This window comes from Pseudonocardia adelaidensis (assembly GCF_039543345.1).
GTDB lineage: Bacteria > Actinomycetota > Actinomycetes > Mycobacteriales > Pseudonocardiaceae > Pseudonocardia > Pseudonocardia adelaidensis.
Map to the genome: position 1 here is coordinate 113,762 of NZ_BAABJO010000025.1, position 19,934 is coordinate 133,695.

Here is a 19,934-nt window from a genome sequence, read left to right on the forward strand (position 1 = left end):
GCAGCTATGGACGCATGCCGGTGTGAACGGCTGTTGACCAAGCCGTGAGGTACGGGTGGTGAGTAGCCACCCATCACAGGTCGCGACCCGTGATCCGCTCGTACGCCTCCACGTACCGGGCCCGGGTGGCCGCCACGACGTCGGCGGGGATCTTCGGGCCGGGCGCGGTGCGGTCCCAGTCCAGGCCCTGCGACCACTCGCGGAGGAACTGCTTGTCGAAGGCGAACTGCGGGTGCCCCGGCTCCCACGAGTCGGCGGGCCAGAACCGCGACGAGTCGGGTGTGAGCACCTCGTCGGCGAGCACGATCCCGCCGTCCGCGCCGACGCCGAACTCGAGCTTGGTGTCGGCCACGATGATCCCGCTGGCCGCTGCGGTCTCGGCGCCACGGGTGTACACCGCCAGCGTGAGCTCCCGCAGCCGCGTCGCGGTGTTCGCCCCGACGGCCGCGACGACGTCGTCGAACGTCATGAACTCGTCGTGCTCGCCGACCGGTGCCTTCGTGGTGGGCGTGAAGATCGGCTCCGGCAGCTTCGATCCCTCGACCAGCCCGTCGGGGAGCGGCACGCCGGACACCGTGCCGTGCTTGCGGTACTCCTCCAGCCCCAACCCCGCGAGGTAGCCGCGGGCGATGCACTCGACGGGCAGCATCGAGAGGCGACGGCAGCGCACGGCCCGGCCCGCGAACTCCGGCGGCACGTCGGTGCCGGAGATCACGTGGTGCGGGACGAGGTCGGCCAGGCGGTCGAACCACCACAGCGACAGCTGGGTGAGCACCCGGCCCTTGTCCGGGATCGCGGTCGGCAGCACCACGTCGTAGATCGACACACGGTCGGAGGCGACCAGGACGAGGTCCTCCCCGTCCAGGTACACGTCGCGGACCTTGCCCGAGTGCAGCAGCTTCACAGGATCGCTCCGGGGGTGTAGGCGGCGGCGTCCGGGTGGGCGTCGACGACCGCCCGCACGCGCTCGACGACGGCGGCCACCTGGTCGGTGGCGGCACCGGTGAACCGCAGCGGGTCGGCGAGCAGGCCGTCGAGCGCGCCCGCGGGCAGCCCGAGCCGCTCGTCGCCCGCGAGCCGGGCGACGAGGTCGTTCTCGGACTGGCCCTTCTCCCGCATCGCGAGCGCGACGCCCACGGCGTGCTCCCTGATCACCTCGTGGGCGGTCTCCCGGCCGACGCCGGCCCGGACCGCCGCCATCAGCACGGCAGTGGTGGCGAGGAAGGGCAGGTAGCGGTCCAGCTCGCGGGCGATGACGGCCGGGTAGGCGCCGAACTCGTCGAGCACGGTCAGGGTGGTCTCGTAGAGGCCGTCCAGGGCGAAGAACGCGTCGGGCAGCACCACGCGGCGCACCACGGAGTCGGAGACGTCGCCCTCGTTCCACTGCGCACCGGCCAGCTCCGCCGCCATCCCCGCGTAGCCGCGCAGCAGCACGAGCATGCCGTTGACCCGCTCGGCCGACCGGGAGTTCATCTTGTGCGGCATCGCCGACGACCCGACCTGCCCCGGCTGGAACCCCTCGGTGGCGAGCTCGGCCCCCGCCATCAGCCGGATCGTCGTGGCCAGTGACGACGGCGCGGCGGCCAGCTGCACGAGCGCGCTCACCACGTCGAAGTCGAGCGAGCGGGGGTAGACCTGCCCCACGCTGGTCAGGGCGCCGGAGAACCCGAGGTGCTCGGCCACCCGCCGCTCCAGCTCGGCGAGCGTGGCCGGGTCGCCGCCGAGGAGGTCGAGCATGTCCTGCGCGGTGCCGACCGGTCCCTTGATCCCGCGCAGCGGGTAGCGCGCGCGGAGGTCCTCCAGCCGCGCGTACGCGACGAGCAGCTCGTCGGCGGCGGAGGCGAACCGCTTCCCGAGCGTGGTGGCCTGCGCGGCGACGTTGTGCGAGCGCCCCGCCATCACCAGCTCGGCGTGCTCGCCCGCCCGGCGGGCGAGCCGGGCGAGGACGGCGACCGTGCGGTCGCGCACGTGCTCCAGCGAGAGCCGCACCTGCAGCTGCTCGACGTTCTCGGTGAGGTCCCGGCTCGTGAGGCCCTTGTGCACGTGCTCGTGGCCCGCGAGCGCGTTGAACTCCTCGATGCGCGCCTTGACGTCGTGGCGCGTGACCCGCTCCCGCGCGGCGATCGACTCCAGGTCGACCCGCTCGACGACCCGCTCGTAGTCCTCCAGCACCCCGTCCGGGACGTCGACGCCCAGTGCGCGCTGGGCCTCGAGCACCGCGATCCAGAGCCGCCGCTCCAGAACGATCTTGTTCTCCGGCGACCAGAGCCGGACCAGCTCCCGGCTCGCGTAGCGGGCGGCCAGCACGTTGGGAATCACGTTCCGGCAGCTTACGGCCCGAGGACCGGCCTGACGGCACCGGCCGCGAGCGTTCCAACCCCGGCGGAACGCGAGACTCGCCCGGCGGAACGCGAGACTCGCCCGGTGAAACGCGAGACTCGCCCGACAAGCCGCGAGTCTCGCGCATCGCGGCGTGAGGTTCGCGTTCGCGTACGTCAGAGGGTGCGGAGGAGGAGCTCGCGGCCCACGGCGCGGGGGTCGGGGTCGGACTCGATGAGGGCGCTGACCACGGCCCCGTCGATGAGCGAGACGAGGTCGCGGACGGCCACCGGGTCGAGCGAGCGGCCCGAGCGCGCGAGGATCTCGCCGAGCAGGGCGTCGAACTCGTCGCGCATCTTCCGCATGAGCGGCGCCAGGTACGGCCGCCGCCCCGCGCCGACCAGCCGCTCGAAGCGCAGCAGCGCGGCCTCCAGCCCCCGCTCCCGCGACTCCCGCCCGATCAGCTGGTCGAGGATCAGCTCCACCAGCTCATCCGTGCCGAGCACGCCCTCCGGAAGGGCGTCGAGCTGCTCGCGGACCTCCGCCAGCTCGTCGCGCCCCGTGCGCTCGACGGCCGCCGTGACCAGCTCCTCCAACGAGGAGAAGTAGTACGTGGTGGATGCCAGCGGCAGCCCGGCCCGCTCGGCGACGGCCCGGTGGCGCACGGCGTCGAACCCGCCGGACCGCAGCAGGGCGGCGGCGGCCGTGACCAGCTCCTGCCGCCTGCGCTCCCCCTTGGTCGTGCCCACGCCCCCATCCTCCTCCCGGGCCGCCCGCGGGGTTCAGAGGCGGGGCGCGAGCTGGGTGACCAGTGGGTGGAGGCGGTCCGCGAACGGGGCCGGCGCACCGGGGCCGTCGCCGCGGGTGCTGACGACGACGGTGCCGCCGCTGGCCGTCGGGGCGGTCACCGCGCCCTCGGGAGGGCTGGGCGCCGCACCGGGCGGCAGGTACTGCACGGTGAGCAGGCCGGCCGTCCCGCCGTCGCCCACCTCGAGGTTGACGCCCCGCTCGCCGCCGGGCCGGCACTCCTCCGTGACCGCCGCCTCGGGCGCCCCGATCGCCTCCGGGAGGAACTCCTCCACCACCGCGCGCAGCGCTGGGTCCTGCCGGTCGGCGCACTGGGTCGTGCCCGGCCCGAGCGGCGGCGGCCCCCCGACGGCCGCCGCCCCCGGCGCCGGCGCCATGAGCACGCCGGGCCCTCCCTCCGCCGCTGCGGGCGGTGGCGCCTTCCGCTGCGCCCGCGAGTCCGCGGACGGGCCTTCCGGGGCGTGCATCGGCGCGGCGACCGTGGCCGCGTCGCCGCCCGCCGTCCGGCCGGGCAGCACGATGGCCCCGCCGACCCCCACCACGGCGAACAGGGCCAGACCGCCGACGACGACCGCGGTGCGCCGCCGCGCGGTGATCCGCCGTGACGTCCGAACGATGCTGTCGTGGTCGAACCCGGGCTCCGGCGCGGCGGAGTCGGAGGCGGCGGCGCGGAACAGCGCCCCGAGCCTCTCGTCGTCGGTCATGTCCCCACCTCCCCTATCCGGCCGGCCGCAGGTCGTCGAGCGCGTCGCCGAGCACGGCCCGGAGCGCCGTCAGGCCGTGCGCGGTCTGGCTCTTGACGGTGCCCTCGCTGCAGTTCAGCGCGGCGGCCGTGCCGGCGACGTCGAGCCCGTCCAGGAAACGCAGCACGAGCACGGCGCGCTGGCGCGGCGGGACGGCCCGCAGGCCGTCCACCAGCACGTGCCGCGTCGTCACCGCCTCCGACGCCGGTGGCACGACCGCCCTGTCCGCGGGCGGCTCGGCCGTGAACCGCTCGCGGCGCCACGGCCGCCGCGACTCGTCGACGACGGAGCGCACCAGTGTGCGGCGCACCCACGCGTCCAGCGCGTCGCGGTCGCGGATGCGCCGCCAGTGGCGGTGCAGCTTGACGAACGCCGCCTGCGCGTGGTCGTCGGCGCGGTGCCAGTCACCGCAGAGCAGGAAGGCCGTGCGGCGCACGGCGTCGCGGCGCGCGCGGAAGTACTCGGCGAACTCCCGCTCGCTGGCGTCGTCCACCCGGCCTTCCCCCCTTCCCGCCGGTCTGTCGTGCAAGGGACGCGAGCATGCTCGTCCGGGGTTGTCCGGACCGCGCCGAATCGCCCGAACGGCCTAACGCCGTGATCGTTCCGTGACCCTCCCGCCGCCGGACCGAATCCTCCTGGTTGAATCGAGGGCCGTGCGACCCACCTCTCGAGTCCGGCGATCATCGGCCCACGACGGCCCGATCGACCTCCGCTCGGACACCGTCACCAAGCCCACCAAGCAGATGCGGGCGGCGATGGCCGCGGCCGAGGTGGGCGACGACGTCCTCGACCGCGACCCGACGATGCGCGAGCTGGAGATCCGGGTGGCCGGGATGCTAGGCGCCACCGACGCCCTCTGGACGCCCAGCGGCTCGATGGGCAACCTCATCGCGCTGATGCACCACCTCGGCCGCGGCGAGTCCTTCCTCGCCCCGGCAGGCGCCCACGTCCTGGACAACGAGCTCGGCACGGCGGCATGGCTCGCAGGCGGGATGCCGCGCCCACTGGAGCACGACGCCGGCCCGGGCAAGGTCTCCCCGGCCGCGGTGCGCCGCGCCGCGGCAGGCGGCGTCGGGCCGTACCACGCGCTGCACACCACGCTGCTCTGCCTCGAGAACACGCACAACGCGGCCGGGGGCACGGTCACCGCACCGGACGAGCACGCGGCCGTCGTCGCCGCGGCACGCGGCGCGAAGCTCACGGTGCACCTCGACGGCGCCCGGCTCTGGCACGCCGCGGTGGCCCTCGGCGTGCCGCCAGGGGCTCTGACCGTGGGCGTCGACACCGTGCAGGTCTGCCTCAGCAAGGGCCTCGGCGCACCGGTGGGTTCGGTGGTGGCCGGCTCGGCCGAGTTCGTCGCGAACGCCCGGCGGCTGCGCAAGATGCTCGGCGGAGGAGTCCGGCAGGGTGGCGTGCTCGCCGCAGCCGGGCTCGTCGCGCTGGACCGGATCGACCGGCTGAGCGAGGACCACGACCGCGCACGCACGCTCGCCGCAGGCCTGCGCGAGCGCGGCTGGGACGCCGCCGTTCCGCAGACCAACATCGTGCTCGTCGCGGTCGCCGACCTCGCCGGCACCCTCCAGCGGTTCGAGGCGGCCGGCGTGCGGGCCGGGCCGATGGCGGGCCAGGTACGGCTGATGACCCACGCCGACCTCACCGACGCCGACATCGCCACCGCCCTGAGCCGGATCGGCCCGGTCGACGGCACAGCAGGCCGCACCGACGGCCGCCGCTCCCCGGTGCGGCCCGGGCGCCGCTGAGGCTCAGGACGGCCGGCTGCTGCGTTCCAGCGCGTCCAGCCGGGCGTTGATCGCCCGCAGCTCCGCCAGCACGGCCGCGAGCTGCACCTCGGTGCGGTCCACGTCGGCCGACACCTCATCCAGCTCCCGCTCCACCGTCGCCTCGGTGCGCCGCAGGTTCTCCACGAACCACGACGCGATCGACGCCGTCACCACACCGAGCAGCGCGATGCCCGCCACCATCAGCGACGCCGCCACGAGCCGCCCCTCCGGCGTCACCGGGTAGCGGTCGCCGTAGCCGACGGTGGAGATGGTCGTGATCGTCCACCACACGGCGCCGCCGAACGTGGTGATCGACGCGTCGGGCGCGTACCGCTCGGCGTCGAGCACCGCGAGCGACGCGACGAACCCGATGAGCACGACGGCGCCCATGACGTAGAACAAAACCCGCCCGCGCGCGTCGTCGCGCAGCTGGCGGTTGAGCACGGTGATCACGGTGATCAACCGGAGCACCCGCAGCTGCCGGAACATCGGCAGCGCGAGGATCACCAGGTCCAGCAGGTGGGTGCGCACGAAGTACCAGCGGCGGCGGGCCAGCGCGATCCGCACCACGTAGTCGACGACGAACACCACCCAGGTGCCGGTGAGCACGAACTCCAGCGCGTCCCGCCCCGCCGGTGGGAGCGACGTGTCCAGCACCTGCCACGCGTAGGCGGCGAGGAACACGGCGGCGAGGCCGGTGAGCCACCAGTCGACCCGCCGGTTCCACGCGGCGATCCGGGGCTCGGCGACGAGATCGGGTGGAGCCATGTCACGGAGCGTATGCGCGCACGGTCACACCCGGGCGCGCGGCAGCCACGCCTCCAGGCGCGCCAGGGTCTCCCTGATGTCCTCCGTGGCACCGGCGAAGGACAGCCGGACGAACCGGCCGCCGTCCACCGGGTCGAAGTCGATCCCGGGTGCCGTGGCGATGCCGGTCTCGGCGAGCAGCCGCTGTGTGAAGGCCATCGAGTCGACCGTCAGGTGCGAGACGTCGGCGTAGGCGTAGAACGCTCCGTCGGCGGGCGCCAGGCGGGTGATGCCGAGCCGGGCGAGGCCGTCGAGCAGGAGCTCGCGGTTCACCGCGTACCGGGCGACGTGCCCGTCGGCCTCCGCGTAGCTCGACTCCTCGAAGGCGCCGAGCGCGGCTCGTTGCGCGAGCGTCGGCGGGCAGATCGTGAAGTTGCCGGTGAGGCAGTCGGCGGCGCGCAGGAGCCGCGGGGGCAGGAGCAGCCAGCCCAGCCGCCAGCCGGTCATGGAGAAGTACTTCGAGAACGAGTTGACGACGATCGCTTCCCGCGACGTCGCCCACGCCGAGGACGTGGCCGGGGCGCCCGGGTAGGAGATGCCGTGGTAGATCTCGTCGCTCACCAGCTGCACGCCGGTGCGCTCGCAGTGCTCCGCGAGCGCCGCCAGCTCCGACGCGTCGATGACGGTGCCCGTCGGGTTGGCCGGGCTCGCGACCACGAGGCCCCGCACGGGCTCGTCGAGGGCCTCCAGCATCGCGACGGTCGGCTGGTAGCGGGTCTGCGGCCCGCACGGGAGGTCGACGACCTCGCAGCCCAGCGCGGTGAGGATGTTGCGGTAGCAGGGGTAGCCGGGGCGCGCGAGCGCCACCCGGTCGCCCGCGTCGAACGCCGCGAGGAACGCGAGCAGGAACCCACCGGACGACCCGGTGGTGGCCACGACCTGCTCGGGAGGCACGTCGAACCCGTACGTGCGCGCGTAGTGCCCGGCGATCGCCTCGCGCAGCTCGGGGATCCCGAGCGCGACGGTGTAGCCGAGCACATCGCCGTCGAGCGCTGCCGCGGCGGCGGCCCGGACGGCGACCGGAGCCGGGGTGGACGGTTGGCCCGCGGACAGGTTGACGAGGTCGCCGTGGGTGCGTTGGCGCTCGGCTGCCGCCGCCCACACGTCCATGACGTGGAACGGCGGCACCGCGGCCCGCGCGGCGACCGTGAGCTGGGCGGGCGGAACGGGCTGGATCGACACCACCAGATGTTATGCGGATCGGCGGCCGCCCCACGTCGATGGAGGGCGGCCGCCGATTCCGGTACCGGGATGCGATCCCGGGCGTCAGAGCAGGCTGGAGACCAGGTGCTTGGCCGAGAAGCGGTCGCCGCCGCCGTCGGAGTCGCCGTCGTCCGAGTCGTCGCTCTTGTCGCTCTTGTGCGACGAGGACGAGGAGTCGTCGTCGGAGTCGGAGCTCGCCTCGTCCGAGTCGGAGTCGTCGCTGTCGTCGTCCGAGACCGCGTCCTCGTGGTCGGACTCGTCGGAGTCGTCGGAGTCGGCCTTGTCCGAGTCGCCCCGGTCGGAGCCCCCGAGCAGCCCGGACAGCAGGCCGCCGCCGTGGCGGTCGTTGTCGTTGTCCTCGTCCGCCGTGGTCTCGTCGTCGTCACCGTCGTCGGACGTGGCGGCGTCGTCGGACGACCCGCGGTCCGATCCGCCGAGGAGCCCGGTGAGCAGGCCGCCGCTACGACCGTCCCGCTCCTCGTCGGCGTCCTCGTCGTCGTCCGAGTCCTTGTCGGCGACGGTGTGCGAGCCACCGCCCAGCAGGCCGGTGAGCAGGCCGCCACGGTGGTCGCCGCCCCGGTGGTCGCCGTCCTCGTCGTCCGCGTCGTCGGCGTCCCGGCTCGACCCGCCACCGAGCAGCCCGGTGAGCAGGCCCCCGCGGTGGCCGTTGTCGCCGTCGTCGTCCGCGTGCCGGCTCGACCCGCCACCCAGCAGGCCGGTCAGCAGGCCACCACGGTGGTCGTCGTCGCCGTCGTCCGCCCGCGAGCCGCCGAGCAGGCCGGAGACCAGCCCGGTGCGCACGTTGTCGTCGGCGTCGGAGCCGAGGACGCCGGCCAGCAGGCCGCGGGCCTCGTCGTCGTCCAGGTTGCCGAGGTCGAGCGGCAGGCCCGCGCGCAGGGCGTTGCCGTTCAGGACGGTGGCGAGCGTGGCCGTGACGTCGCTCGTGAGGCCGTCGACGTCGAGGTCGTCCAGCGCCGTCTGCACCTCGTCGAGGTCGAGGCCACGCAGGTCGAGGTCGGAGAGGACCGAACGCAGCTCGTCGAGGTCCAGGTCGTCGAGGTCGACCGGGACGTCGAGGTCCGAGAGGACGGAGCGCAGGTCGCTGACGTCGAGGTCCTGCAGGTTGACCGGCAGGTCGAGGTCCGAGAGGGTCGTGGTGACCTGGCCCAGCTCGAGCCCGTCCACGACGGCGGGCAGCTGGCTGAGCTCGACGTTCTGCAGGACCTTCGGCAGGTGGTCCAGATCCAGGTCCTGCAGGGCGCTGGGCAGGTCGTCGAGGTCGATGTCGAGGTCGTCCAGCGCCGAGGCGAGGTCGCCCAGCTGGACGTCCCGCAGGTCGACCGGGAGCTTGTCCAGGTCGAGGTCCTGCAGCGCGTCCAGGTCCAGTCCGGCGAGGGTGCTCCGCAGGCTGCCGACGGTGTCGTCGACCGCCGCGAGGTCCAGGTCGGCGTCGGAGAGCGTGCCCAGCTCGGGCAGCGCCTGGAGGTCACCGACCAGCGGCAGCACGTCGGCGCCCGGCAGCCCGACCAGGTCGCTGCCGTTCGGCAGCGCCGACAGGTCGTTGACCACCGGCAGCAGGTCGGCGGTCGGGCCGAGGCCCGCGGTCGCGATGCCGTTGGCGAGGCCGGGCGCCGTGGACAGGGCCCCCGCCACCTCGAACACGTCGAGGTCGCCGGTGAGCCCGTCGGTCGGCAGGTTCGGCGTCGGAAGCCCGTCGACGCCCAGCGCCTCGAGCCCGGGCAGGACGGACCCGACCATCGACAGCTGGAGGTCGGTGCCGGTGTCGTCGTCTGAGACCTGAGCGTCCACGGCGGCCGATGCGGGTCCGGCCGCGGCCATCATGGCCATCGGCGCACCCAGGACGCCGACCGCAGCGCGCCCGGCGATCTTCGACGCGCGGCTCGGGGCCGAGTGTCGAGGCCGTGCGTTGTTCGTCATTCGAGTCCTCAAGTTTCTCGGGGGAGCGAACATCGGACCCGACGTGATCAGTAGGGAGCCGTCGTGGGGAGCGGCGACGACGTGATCACCCCGGGTGCGCAGACCCTGGCGTGCCACCCGTCAGTGTGCAAGTCGCGTAGAGCGACCACTGACCAGCACACCTCACCCCGATCGGGGCAATGAGCTTGCGCTTCACGCGCTGGAGGGTAGCCCAAGCGATCTCAAATGTCACCTGTTCGGAGGACCCTATTTCACGAAGGAGCGGGTACTGAGACCGCGCCCTGGGCCGCTCGGAGGGCGATGTCGGTCCGATGGTGGGAGCCCGCGACGTGCACCTGCTCCAACCGGTCGTAGGCCTCTCGGCGGGCGGCGAGCAGGTCAGCGCCGGTGCCGACCACCGACAACACCCGCCCGCCGGAGGAGACCACGGCCCCGTCGTCGCGGCGGCGCGTGCCCGCGTGCAGCACGCCCGGGGCCTCGGATCCGCTGATCACATCGCCCACCCGGGGCGGGCCGGGGTAACCCTCCGCGGCCACGACGACCGTGACGGCGGCGCCGTCGGCCCACTGCGGCGACGGCTCCCCGGCCAGCCGCCCGGTGGCCGTGGCGTGCAGCAGGCGGGCGAGCGGGCTGCGCAGCAGCGCCAGCACGACCTGGGTCTCCGGATCCCCGAAGCGGCAGTTGAACTCGATCACGGCAGGCCCGGCGGCGGTCAGCACCAGCCCGGCGTAGAGCAGCCCGCTGAACGGCGTGTCGCGGCGGACCAGCTCGGCGGCGACGGGCGCGACCACCTTCTCGACGAGCTCACCGGCGAGGTCGGGCGATGCCCACGGCAAAGGGGCGTACGCCCCCATCCCCCCGGTGTTGGGGCCGGAGTCGTCGTCACCGACGCGCTTGAAGTCCTGAGCGGGCAGGAGCGGCACCACGGTCTCGCCGTCGACGAGGCAGAACAGCGACACCTCCGGCCCGTCGAGGTAGGCCTCGAGCAGCACCGGGTGCCCACCGTCCAGGAGGGTGCACGCGTGGGCGCGGGCGATGTCGAAGTCGGCGCTGACGACCACGCCCTTCCCCGCGGCCAGGCCGTCGTCCTTCACGACGTAGGGCGGGGTGAAGCGGGCGAGCGCCGCGTCCAGGTGCGCCGGGTTGTCCACCACGACGGACGCAGCCGTGTTGACGCCGGCCGCGGCCATGACGTCCTTGGCGAAGCTCTTCGACCCCTCGATCCGGGCGGCCGCCGCGCTCGGGCCGAAGCAGGCGATCCCCGCGGCCCGCACGGCGTCGGCCGCGCCGGCGACGAGCGGCGCCTCCGGCCCGATGACGACGAGGTCGGCACGCCAGTCGAGGGCGAGCGCGGCCACCGCGGCCGGATCGGCGGCGTCGAGCCCCCGCTGTTCCGCCACCGTGGCCGTGCCGGCGTTGCCCGGCGCGCAGGCCAGCGCCGTGACGCCGGGGTCCTGCCCGAGGGCGAGGACGATGGCGTGCTCCCGAGCACCGGACCCCACGACCAGGACGCGCACGTTGCAGCATCGTAGAGGCCGGCTTCGGCCTCCACTCACGAGGAGGACAGGAAGCCACCGAGAAGAGCGGTCGACGCGGCCGGGCGCTCCTCGTGCGGGAAATGACCGGTTCCGGCCATGACGTGCAGTTCGTGCGCAGCCCCGGCCCAGCGCCGGGACGCGGCGGCGGTCGGCACGAGCACGCACGGGTCGAGGGCGCCGTGCACCTGCAGCACCGGCACGGTCGGGATCCGCGCCGCGGCGGCCGCGAAGCGCCGGCCCTCGGCACGCAGCTGCGAGCGCGCCGCCCACCGGTAGTACTCGAGGGCGCTGTGCACGACGCCGGTGACCTGGATGGCGCGCCGGTAGTGCCCGACGGCCTCGGCGAAGTCCTCCGACGCCTGCCACTCCGGCCCCGACCACGCCGACAGGATCCGCGCCACCCGCGCCCCGCCGTCGCGCCGCAACGACCGCTCCGGCCAGCGCGGGAGCTGGAACGCCGCGACGTAGCGGGCGGTCGCCAGCCCCTGGCCGCGCGGGTCGCGGGCCACGGCGGATCGCACGGCGAGCGGGTGCGGCGCGGCGAGCGCGGTCAGGGAGAGCACGAGCCGCGGGTGCAGCGCTGTCACCGTCCAGGCGATCAGGCCGCCCCATCCGTGCCCGATCAGGTGTGCGCGCGACTCACCGAGCGCTCGGATCAACCCGGCGACGTCGCCGGCGAGCGTCCACAGGTCGTAGCCGCGCGGGGTCTTGTCGGACTCGCCGTAGCCGCGCAGGTCGGCGGCGACCACGCGGTAGCCGCCCGCGGCCAGCGCCGGCAGCTGGTGGCGCCACGACCACCAGAACTCGGGGAAGCCGTGCAGCAGGACGACGAGTGGCCCACCGCCGTCGCACTCCGCGACGTGCAGCCGGATCCCGTTGGCCGACACGGCGCGGTGCGTCCACGGGCCGGGCAACCGGAGCGAGGACGCGTCCGGAGCGCGGCTCACGCCGGCGCCCGTCGCGCCGTCAGCGGGCCGTCAGCTCGGGGTGCGCGTCCTCGTCGTGGCCGCGGTGCGCGAGCACCTGCGCCGACTCCCTGAGCGTGGAGATCGTGCGCTCCGGCTTGCGGATCCGGCGGACGCGCAGGTAGCCGAGCAGTCCGAAGAGCGCAGCCACGAGCAGCATGATCCCGAAGACGATGGCGAACGCGGCGGAGCGCGGCAGCCAGATGTCGAGGACCTCGCCCAGCGCGAGGAACGCGAAGAACAGGCTGAACAGCAGGATCGTCAGTGCGATGACGAAGAAGATGCTGCCCTGCAACCCCTTCTTCACCTCGGCGGTGACCTCGGCCCGCGCGAGCTCGACCTCCGCCCGCACGAGCGTGGACACGTGCGTGGTGGCCTCCCGCACGAGCTCACCGATCGACTGCTCGCCCGCCGACCGGACGGGCTCGGGCGCGAGCGGGATCGACGGCAGGACGGGCGGAACGTCCCCGCCGCCGGGGCTGGTCGGGCTGGCCACCGCGGTCCTCCTCGTGCGGTCCGGGTCCGGTGATCGCGGGCCATCCTTCCACGAGAGCGGGCCTCGTGCGGCGTCGGACGCGCCGGACTCCACCCACCGTTCTGCATCCGGCCCGGCGTCACGACGTAGGGTGATCACACCTCACTACCCCGAAGGCGTGCCGTTGCCCGACATCCTTCCCGCCGTCCTCGCCTGCGTGATCTTCGCGGGCGCGTACGTCCTCATCGCCACCGAGAAGTGGGCGAGCCGCACGGCCGTTGCGCTCGGCGGCGCCGCACTCGTGCTCGCGCTGGGGATCAGCGACGCGCACGCCGCGTTCTTCTCCGAGGACACCGGCGTCGACTGGAACGTCGTGTTCCTGCTGCTCGGAATGATGATCATCGTGGGCGTCATGCGGGACACGGGGATCTTCGAGTACCTGGCCATCTGGGCGGCCAAGCGCGCCCGCGGCCGGGCCTTCCCGCTGATGGTGCTGCTGATCATCATCACGGCGACCGCCTCGGCGTTCCTGGACAACGTCACCACGGTGCTGCTCGTCGCGCCGGTGACGATCCTGATCTGCCAGCGGTTGGCCCTTCCTGTGGTGCCCTACCTGATCTCCGAGGTCTTCGCGTCCAACGTCGGCGGCACCGCGACCCTCATCGGCGACCCGCCGAACATCATCATCGCCAGCCGCGGCGGCCTCACGTTCAACGACTTCCTCGTCCACCTCACCCCGGTCGTGATCGTCCTCGTCGCGGTGCTGATCGGCCTCTGCCGCTGGCTCTTCGCCTCGTCGTTCCGGGCCGACCACGAGCGGATCGCCGAGATCATGAGCCTCGACGAGCGCGAGCTGATCAAGGACCACAAGCTGCTGGTGCAGTCGCTCGTGGTGCTCGGCATCGTCCTCGTGGCGTTCGTGTTCCACCCCGTGCTCGGGTACGAGCCGTCGGTGGTCGCGCTGCTCGGCGCCGGCCTGCTCGTCGTGGTGACCAGGGTGACCACCGAACAGGCGCTGCAGGACGTCGAGTGGGGCACGCTGGCGTTCTTCATGGGTCTCTTCGTCATGGTCGGCGGGCTCGTCGAGTCCGGGGTGCTCGGCGCGCTCGCGGACGCCGTCGGCGGCTTCGCCGGGGAGAACCTGCTCGGTTTCACGAGCGTGCTGCTCTGGGGTTCGGGTGTGCTGTCCGGCGTCGTCGACAACATCCCCTACGTCGCGAGCACGGCCCCGGTGGTCGCGGGCCTCGTCGGCCCGGACGGTCAGCCCGAGGTGCTGTGGTGGACCCTCGCGCTGGGCGCGGACCTCGGCGGCAACGCCACGCTCATCGGCGCCAGCGCGAACGTCGTCGTCGCCGGGATCGCGGCCCGCAACGGGCACCCGATCGGGTTCTGGCAGTTCACGCGCTACGGCCTCGTCGTGACGTTCGCGACGATCGGCGTGTCGTACGCCTACCTCCTGCTGCGCTACTTCGTGCTGGCCTGACCGGAGCCGTCCTCCGCCGACGACAGGAGCACCTCGAGCAGGTGCGCCGCCGTGAGCAGGCCGCGCACGCGCCCGTCGTCGGTCACGACCACCAGCGGGCTGTGCAGCCGCGCCATGAGGGCGGCGCAGTGCAGGGCGGTGGCATCGCCCTCCACCGCGGCCAGCTCGACCCGCTGCCCCCGCGCCGGGAGGAGGTCGCCGACCCGCTTCCCGGCGAGCGCTCCGGCGGACCGGTCCGCGGTGGCCTCGTCGACGACCCGGGCCAGGTGGGGGTCCTCCTGGATGTATGTGGGCACCACGAACCGCAGCACCTGCGAGGCCGGCAGCACGGCCACCGGGTTGCCGTCGGCGTCGACGACGGCCACACCGGGCAGCCGGTGCGAGGCGATCAACCGCGCGGCGGCGAGCGCATCGGAATCCGGTCGGACGGTGGGCAGGTCCTGCGCGAGATCGCGGGCTCTCACGGCGGTCAGGATAGGGGTGGCGGTCACCGGGTGGTGCCGCCCGCTCGATGCGCCCGGCTGCGCACGGCGAGCACCGCGGCCGCGACCAGCGCCGCGACCGCCGACGACAGCAGCACGGACGCCTTCGCCGTGTCGACGTCGGGACCGTCGAGGCTGAGCTCGGCCATCAGGAGGCTCACGGTGAACCCGACCCCGCCGAGCATCGAGACGGCGAGCACGTCACGCCACGAGAGCCCGGCGGGCCGGCTCGCCGGGGTGAGGCTCACCATCAGGTAGCTGGCCCCGAAGATCCCGACGACCTTTCCCACCAGGAGGCCGACGGCCACCGCCTGCGCGACCGGCTCCGCGACCACCGACCGCAGGGCATCCGCCCCGACCGGCACGCCCGCGGCGAAGAGCGCGAAGAGCGGAACGCAGAACCCCGCCGACCACGGCTGGAGCCGGTGCTCCAGCCGGATGGCGGGGCTGTCCGGCTCACCCGGATCCGATCCGACCCGGGTGAGGACGCCGAGGAGGACGCCCGCGAGGGTGGCGTGCACCCCCGCCTCGTGCACCGCGACCCAGGTGGCGAGGGCGATGGGGACGTACAACCACGCCGTGGTGACCCGGCGGCGCTGCAGGTACCAGTAGAGGAGGGCGAGCAGGGCGGCGGCCGCCAGCGCCACGAGGTTCAGGCCGACGCTGAACAGCACCGCGATGACCACGATCGCGCCCAGGTCGTCGACCACGGCGAGGGCGAGCAGGAAGATCCGGGCCGTCACGGGCAGGGCGGTGCCGGCGAGGGCCAGCACGGCGAGCGCGAACGCGATGTCGGTGGCCACGGGGATGGCCCAGGCCTGCTCCATCCCGGGCGCGCCGCGCCCCACGAGCAGCGCCAGCAGGGCGGGCACGACCATCCCGCCGAACGCCGCCACCACCGGGAGCAGCGCCTGGCTGCGCGTCGACAGCTCGCCGATCACGAGCTCGCGCTTGAGCTCGAGGCCGACGACGAAGAAGAAGAGCGCCAGCACCCCGTCGGTGGCCCACTGCGCGAGCGTCAGGTCCAGGTGGAGGGCGGCCGGCCCCACCACCGCGTCCCGCATCGCCTGGTAGGCCGGCGACCATGGCGAGTTGGCCCAGACCAGTGCCACGGCGGTGGCGGCGAGCAGAACCATCCCACCGACGGTCTCGGTGCGCAGGAAACGCGCGAACTCGCTGATGGGTGCGGGGAGGCGGCGGTCCGACACGGGCGGCTCCGGGTTCTTCTGGCGCGACGACGACGTCGCCGACCAGACTTCCCGGCACACCCGGATAAGACCCTAACGTGCGCGAAGGGGTCGGCTGCTGTGATTCGCGGCCCAGTCCCGTCCGCCCTCGTTCCGGAGCCGACGAGCCGGCCCGGCGCGCTCCTCTAGTCGTCCGGCCGGCCGCGGAGCCGTTTGAGCGCCCCGCGGCGCGACTTGGCGTCCAGCCGCCTGCGGACGGAGCCACCGGTGGGGCGGGTCGAGCGGCGCTTCGGCGGGTCGGGGTGCATGGCGTCGCGCAGGGTCGCGGCGAGCCGCTCCCTGGCGGCCTCGCGGTTGCGGAGCTGGCTGCGGTGCTCGGCGGCGACCACGGTGAGCACGCCGTCGACCAACCGGCCGCCGAGCCTGCGCACGGCGAGCTCGCGCAGCCGCTCGGGCAGCGATGGCGACCGCGCGAGGTCGAACGAGAGCTCGACGCGCGAGTCGGTGGTGTTCACGCCCTGGCCTCCGGGCCCCGAGGCGCGCGAGAACCGCCAGTGCAGCTCCCGGCCGGGCAGCACCACGCCGCGTCGCACCGGGAGATCCCCTTCAGCCACGGACCCAGCATGCCGAGCCCGGGGGAGAACCGCCGCTTCTGTCCGGAGTGAGCACGTTCACGGTCGGGAACAACTCAGACAGGCCCGGCACTTTGTATGCTGTAAGCAGTCGACCGGGAGTCAAGGTCGGCCCACCGCACTACCAGGAGTACGCGATGGCATTGTCAGAGACGCCCACCGAGGCCGGCAGCCGGCGGATCGCCCGGCCTGTCCCGCTCCGCGAGAGCGTCTACAACGCGATCCTGGACATGATCGTCAGCCGCAGCCTCAAGCCGGGGCAGCACCTGGTGGAGAGCGAGCTCGCCCTGATGCTGGGAGTGTCCCGGCAACCGGTGCGGGAGGCCCTCCAGTGGCTGAAGAACGACGGTTGGGTGGACCTGCGTCCGGGCCTGGGCGCATTCGTCCACGCGCCCACGGTCGAGGAGGCCGACCAGCTGCTCGCGGTACGCAGCCTCCTGGAGACGGAGTCCGCCCGGCTCGCGGCCACGAGGGCCACCGAGGAGGGCGTCGCCCACCTGCGTGAGCTGTGCGACCGCGGACACGAGGCACTCGCCGCCGAGGACGTCACCACGATGGTGGAACTCAACGCCGAGCTGCACAAAGCAGTGATGACGATGTCGGGCAACGACGTGCTCGTCGAGCTGGCGGGCCAGGTCGACCGCCGGGTCCGTTGGTACTACACCCCGGTGGCCCGCCACCGCGGTGAGCAGTCCTGGATCGAGCACGCCGCGCTGATCGACGCGATCGCCGCGGGCGATGCGGCCCGCGCGGGCGAGGTCATGGCCGCCCACACCGAGCACACGCGCCGCTCCTACCTGGAGCACCGCGACGACGTCGACGAGGCCACTCCCGCACTGCGGGGCCGCGTCCCCTGACCGGCCGGGCCCGACTGGGCCCCGCCCCATCTCGGCATCGAGGCCGAGGCATCCACCCGCCCGACCGGCGGGTTCCGCACGCCCATCCGACGCGCGACGCCGCGCGCCGGCCGTCCCCGCGCGCCGAACGTCCGGCGCCGCCGCGTCCGACCTGCATGCCGGACCGCGGTCGGGGAACCCTGATCACGGAGGTGACAAGCATGCGTACGCTGCGCAACTTCATCCGGTCCCTCGCGGACCTCCCGCGCGGCTCCTCTGCCGACGGCCGTGCCATCGGCCTCGGGCTCGACGCCGCGCTGAAGGCCCAGCGCGCTCACGGCGCCGAGGCCGCTCCGCTCAGGACGCGGACCAGCCCGGCCACCGACGACCGCCCCTTCACCCGGGCCTGACGAGTCTCCCGCACCACACCGTGGCCGCCCCCGTGAGGGGCGGCCACCGGCGTTTTCAGGCTCAGACGGCATACTCCGACCGCTCCTCCGGGATCCGGGGCAGCGGAAGGGTGCGGGGCAGCCCGGGACGCTGCAGCGCACCGGTGGCGCGGGCCGCGACGAGCGACACCACGGCGGCACCCGCGAACGTGGCGGCCCAGCCCCAGCTCGTGACCGCGAGCGCGGCGAGCCCGATCCCGAGCACCCCTCCCGCGGCCTTGGCGCTGTAGACGAGGCCGTGCACCTCGAGGGCGCTCTGCTCGCCGAAGTACTCCCGGGCGAGGCTCGCGAAGATCGGGTAGAACCCGCCGCCACCGAGGCCGGCCAGCGCGGCCGCGACGACGAGCGTGGCCGTCGACCCGGTGGTGGCCGACAGCGCGAACAGCAGCTGGGCAACGCCCTGCACCGAGAGCACCACGCTCAGCGTGGGGCAGCGCCCCACCCGGTCGGAGACGCCCATGGACAGCGCCCGTCCGGCCCCGTTGACGCCGGCGAAGAGGCCCGCGGCGAGCGCCACGACGCCCGCGCTCGCCGTGACCCCGTCGGCGTAGACCACGACGAACACGGCGTTGAACAGGGAGACCGCCCCGGCACCGAGCAGGATCAGGCACATCACCGGCAGCACCCGGGTCTGCATGGCCTGCGCGGGTGAGAACTCGCGGATGGCGGGCGGGTTCATCCGCCGGGCCGGGTTGCGCAGGGCCCACGCCCGCGGGTCGACCTCGGCGGGCCACCACCGCTCGGGCGGGTCGCGGAAGAAGAGGCCGGGCCCGGCCACGAGCAGGAAGAGCACCACCGCCGCGGTGTCGAGCACCGTCGTGAGGTTTCCGGCATCGAGGCCGATCACCGCGGCCACGATGAACGGTACCGACCCGTAGGCGAAGGCCCCGGTCACCGTGCTGACCCGCCGTCCCATGCGCTCCGGGTACCACTTGGCCACGGTCGAGGTGCAGGCGGCGTACACGAGACCGGCGCCGGTGCCGCCGAGGAGGGCGTAGCCGAGCAGCGCGCCCACGAGGTCGGTGCTGTGCGCGAGCGCGACCAGCCCGAGCGCGGAGAGTGCGGCGCCCGCCACCATCACCGGGCGCGGCCCGATGCGGTGCCGCTCGCGCAGGTAGGCGGTGGGCAGGCCGACGCCGGCCTGGAGCACGGTCCAGCCTGCGAGCAGCCAGATCGCCGCGACGAGGCTCCAGCCGTTGCGTTCCACCAGCGCCGGCACCGCGGCCCCGTAGCCGTACTGCAGCACCCCGACCGCTGCCATCGGCAGCCACGCCTGCCACAACACGCTGGAGCGAGGGCGGCCGATGAGCTCCTGCGGTGACTCGCCCACGCGGTAGCGGCGGCCGTGGTTGTCGCGGATCTCCCGGACGGCGTCCGGCTCCGACATCGCCATGGCGACTCCCTCCATACTGTATGCCGATCCTGCGGCACGCGTGACCCAACACACAAGGCCTCTGGACAAGTTTCTCCATACTGCATACAGTCGACCGCCACTGCTCGAGCAGGAGACGGGAGACCGCACTGTGGACCTCTACGAGCACCAGGCCAGGGACGTCTTCGCCGCGCACGGCGTGCCCGTCCCACGCGGCGCGGTGGCCGACACCGCGGACGAGGCCGGCGACCGAGCCCGCGAGCTCGACGGGCCGGTCGTCGTGAAGGCCCAGGTGAAGACCGGCGGGCGAGGCAAGGCCGGCGGCGTGCAGCTGGCCGGGACACCCGAGGAGGCGAAGGAGAAGGCCTCCGCGATCCTCGGCATGGACATCAAGGGCCACCCGGTGCACCGCGTCCTCGTCACCGAGGCCAGCGACATCGCCGAGGAGTACTACTTCTCGTTCCTGCTGGACCGCTCGAACCGCACCTTCCTGGCGATGTGCTCCGCCGAGGGCGGGGTCGAGATCGAGCAGCTCGCCGTCGAGCGGCCCGACGCGCTGCTGAAGGTACCGATCGACCCGCTGAGCGGCGTCGACGCCGACACCGCCGCCCGGATCGCCGCCGTGCTGCCGAGCGACGTCGCCGACAAGGCGGCCAAGGTGATCACCAGCCTGTGGGACGCGTTCGTGGCGGAGGACGCCACCCTCGTCGAGGTCAACCCCCTCGTCCGGACGGCGCAGGGCGAGATCGTCGCCCTGGACGGCAAGGTCACCCTCGACGACAACGCCGCGTTCCGCCACCCCGGGCACGCGGACCTGGTGGACCAGCGCACCGAGGACCCCCTGGAAGCCAAGGCGAAGGCGAAGGACCTCAACTACGTCAAGCTCGACGGCGAGGTCGGGATCATCGGCAACGGCG

Annotated in this window: 20 protein-coding genes; 5 read left to right on the forward strand and 15 right to left on the reverse strand. The window is 73.7% G+C overall.

The window, feature by feature from the left end; all coding sequences use genetic code 11:
- Positions 1–73 precede the first annotated feature (73 nt).
- The 5 genes from ABEA81_RS28725 to ABEA81_RS28745 form a co-directional block, all read right to left on the reverse strand.
- Positions 74–904 carry a phosphoribosylaminoimidazolesuccinocarboxamide synthase gene (locus ABEA81_RS28725; RefSeq protein ID WP_345609090.1) on the reverse strand — a complete coding sequence of 277 codons (831 nt, stop codon included), beginning with the start codon at positions 902–904 and terminating at the stop codon, positions 74–76.
- Positions 901–2,319, reverse strand: coding sequence for an adenylosuccinate lyase (purB, locus tag ABEA81_RS28730; protein ID WP_345609092.1), 1,419 nt, complete (start codon positions 2,317–2,319; stop codon positions 901–903). The genes ABEA81_RS28725 and purB overlap by 4 nt, the downstream gene beginning before the upstream one ends.
- A 176-nt stretch (positions 2,320–2,495) precedes the next feature.
- A complete protein-coding gene (locus ABEA81_RS28735; RefSeq protein WP_345609094.1) occupies positions 2,496–3,068 on the reverse strand; it encodes a TetR/AcrR family transcriptional regulator in 573 nt (190 codons plus the stop codon).
- Positions 3,069–3,101: 33 nt separating this feature from the next.
- Positions 3,102–3,830 carry a hypothetical protein gene (locus ABEA81_RS28740; protein WP_345609096.1) on the reverse strand — a complete coding sequence of 243 codons (729 nt, stop codon included), beginning with the start codon at positions 3,828–3,830 and terminating at the stop codon, positions 3,102–3,104.
- A 13-nt stretch (positions 3,831–3,843) separates the two neighbouring features.
- Positions 3,844–4,362 carry a SigE family RNA polymerase sigma factor gene (locus tag ABEA81_RS28745; RefSeq protein ID WP_345609098.1) on the reverse strand — a complete coding sequence of 173 codons (519 nt, stop codon included), beginning with the start codon at positions 4,360–4,362 and terminating at the stop codon, positions 3,844–3,846.
- A 250-nt stretch (positions 4,363–4,612) separates the two neighbouring features.
- On the opposite strand from ABEA81_RS28745, the gene ABEA81_RS28750 reads away from it, so the two are divergent.
- A complete protein-coding gene (locus ABEA81_RS28750; RefSeq protein WP_425570710.1) occupies positions 4,613–5,629 on the forward strand; it encodes a threonine aldolase family protein in 1,017 nt (338 codons plus the stop codon).
- A gap of 3 nt (positions 5,630–5,632) precedes the next feature.
- Here ABEA81_RS28750 and ABEA81_RS28755 read toward each other — a convergent pair whose 3' ends face one another.
- The 6 genes from ABEA81_RS28755 to ABEA81_RS28780 form a co-directional block, all read right to left on the reverse strand.
- Complete coding sequence (locus tag ABEA81_RS28755; RefSeq protein WP_345609102.1) at positions 5,633–6,418, reverse strand: potassium channel family protein; 786 nt, start codon at positions 6,416–6,418, stop codon at positions 5,633–5,635.
- Between the two features lie 24 nt (positions 6,419–6,442).
- Positions 6,443–7,567 carry a pyridoxal phosphate-dependent aminotransferase gene (locus ABEA81_RS28760; RefSeq protein WP_345609134.1) on the reverse strand — a complete coding sequence of 375 codons (1,125 nt, stop codon included), beginning with the start codon at positions 7,565–7,567 and terminating at the stop codon, positions 6,443–6,445.
- Positions 7,568–7,723: 156 nt separating this feature from the next.
- Positions 7,724–9,598 (reverse strand): hypothetical protein, encoded by a 1,875-nt coding sequence (locus ABEA81_RS28765; RefSeq protein WP_345609104.1) that lies wholly within the window; start codon positions 9,596–9,598, stop codon positions 7,724–7,726.
- A 251-nt stretch (positions 9,599–9,849) separates the two neighbouring features.
- Positions 9,850–11,115, reverse strand: a complete 1,266-nt coding sequence (gene purD / locus ABEA81_RS28770) for a phosphoribosylamine--glycine ligase (protein WP_345609106.1) — start codon at positions 11,113–11,115, stop codon at positions 9,850–9,852.
- Positions 11,116–11,150: 35 nt separating this feature from the next.
- On the reverse strand, positions 11,151–12,083 hold the full coding sequence (locus tag ABEA81_RS28775; RefSeq protein WP_345609108.1) for an alpha/beta fold hydrolase: 933 nt from the start codon (positions 12,081–12,083) through the stop codon (positions 11,151–11,153).
- Between the two features lie 19 nt (positions 12,084–12,102).
- Positions 12,103–12,597 carry a phage holin family protein gene (locus ABEA81_RS28780; protein ID WP_345609110.1) on the reverse strand — a complete coding sequence of 165 codons (495 nt, stop codon included), beginning with the start codon at positions 12,595–12,597 and terminating at the stop codon, positions 12,103–12,105.
- Between the two features lie 157 nt (positions 12,598–12,754).
- Between ABEA81_RS28780 and ABEA81_RS28785 the strand changes: the two genes are divergently transcribed.
- Entirely contained in the window at positions 12,755–14,059 is a 1,305-nt protein-coding gene (locus ABEA81_RS28785) for an ArsB/NhaD family transporter (RefSeq protein WP_345609112.1), read from the forward strand.
- Here the strand turns inward: ABEA81_RS28785 and ABEA81_RS28790 are convergent.
- The 3 genes from ABEA81_RS28790 to arfB form a co-directional block, all read right to left on the reverse strand.
- Complete coding sequence (locus tag ABEA81_RS28790; protein ID WP_345609114.1) at positions 14,041–14,523, reverse strand: CBS domain-containing protein; 483 nt, start codon at positions 14,521–14,523, stop codon at positions 14,041–14,043. The genes ABEA81_RS28785 and ABEA81_RS28790 overlap by 19 nt on opposite strands.
- Before the next feature lie 23 nt (positions 14,524–14,546).
- Positions 14,547–15,677, reverse strand: coding sequence for a Na+/H+ antiporter NhaA (gene nhaA, locus ABEA81_RS28795; protein ID WP_345609136.1), 1,131 nt, complete (start codon positions 15,675–15,677; stop codon positions 14,547–14,549).
- A gap of 236 nt (positions 15,678–15,913) precedes the next feature.
- Complete coding sequence (gene arfB, locus ABEA81_RS28800; RefSeq protein WP_345609116.1) at positions 15,914–16,342, reverse strand: alternative ribosome rescue aminoacyl-tRNA hydrolase ArfB; 429 nt, start codon at positions 16,340–16,342, stop codon at positions 15,914–15,916.
- A 155-nt stretch (positions 16,343–16,497) separates the two neighbouring features.
- Here arfB and ABEA81_RS28805 point away from each other — a divergent pair, with 155 nt between their 5' ends.
- Complete coding sequence (locus ABEA81_RS28805) at positions 16,498–17,217, forward strand: GntR family transcriptional regulator (RefSeq protein WP_345609118.1); 720 nt, start codon at positions 16,498–16,500, stop codon at positions 17,215–17,217.
- A gap of 200 nt (positions 17,218–17,417) precedes the next feature.
- A complete protein-coding gene (locus tag ABEA81_RS28810) occupies positions 17,418–17,606 on the forward strand; it encodes a hypothetical protein (protein WP_345609120.1) in 189 nt (62 codons plus the stop codon).
- 61 nt (positions 17,607–17,667) lie between these two features.
- On the opposite strand, the gene ABEA81_RS28815 is transcribed toward ABEA81_RS28810, so the two are convergent.
- Positions 17,668–19,038: an OFA family MFS transporter gene (locus ABEA81_RS28815; RefSeq protein ID WP_345609122.1), complete on the reverse strand. Its 1,371-nt coding sequence runs from the start codon at positions 19,036–19,038 to the stop codon at positions 17,668–17,670.
- Between the two features lie 130 nt (positions 19,039–19,168).
- On the opposite strand from ABEA81_RS28815, the gene ABEA81_RS28820 reads away from it, so the two are divergent.
- Positions 19,169–19,934 (forward strand): ATP-grasp domain-containing protein (locus ABEA81_RS28820; RefSeq protein WP_345609124.1); only part of this gene is annotated, 766 nt, incomplete at its 3' end.

Bases quoted from the DNA above. Each gene is read 5' to 3' on its own strand.
- ABEA81_RS28765 (WP_345609104.1), bottom strand. From the start codon at position 9,598: ATGACGAACAACGCACGGCCTCGACACTCGGCCCCGAGCCGCGCGTCG.
- ABEA81_RS28760 (WP_345609134.1), bottom strand. From the start codon at position 7,567: ATGGACGTGTGGGCGGCGGCAGCCGAGCGCCAACGCACCCACGGCGAC.
- ABEA81_RS28740 (WP_345609096.1), bottom strand. From the start codon at position 3,830: ATGACCGACGACGAGAGGCTCGGGGCGCTGTTCCGCGCCGCCGCCTCC.
- ABEA81_RS28810 (WP_345609120.1), top strand. From the start codon at position 17,418: ATGCGTACGCTGCGCAACTTCATCCGGTCCCTCGCGGACCTCCCGCGC.
- ABEA81_RS28750 (WP_425570710.1), top strand. From the start codon at position 4,613: ATGCGGGCGGCGATGGCCGCGGCCGAGGTGGGCGACGACGTCCTCGAC.
- ABEA81_RS28815 (WP_345609122.1), bottom strand. From the start codon at position 19,038: ATGGCGATGTCGGAGCCGGACGCCGTCCGGGAGATCCGCGACAACCAC.
- ABEA81_RS28755 (WP_345609102.1), bottom strand. From the start codon at position 6,418: ATGGCTCCACCCGATCTCGTCGCCGAGCCCCGGATCGCCGCGTGGAAC.
- nhaA (WP_345609136.1), bottom strand. From the start codon at position 15,677: ATGGTTCTGCTCGCCGCCACCGCCGTGGCACTGGTCTGGGCCAACTCG.
- ABEA81_RS28805 (WP_345609118.1), top strand. From the start codon at position 16,498: ATGGCATTGTCAGAGACGCCCACCGAGGCCGGCAGCCGGCGGATCGCC.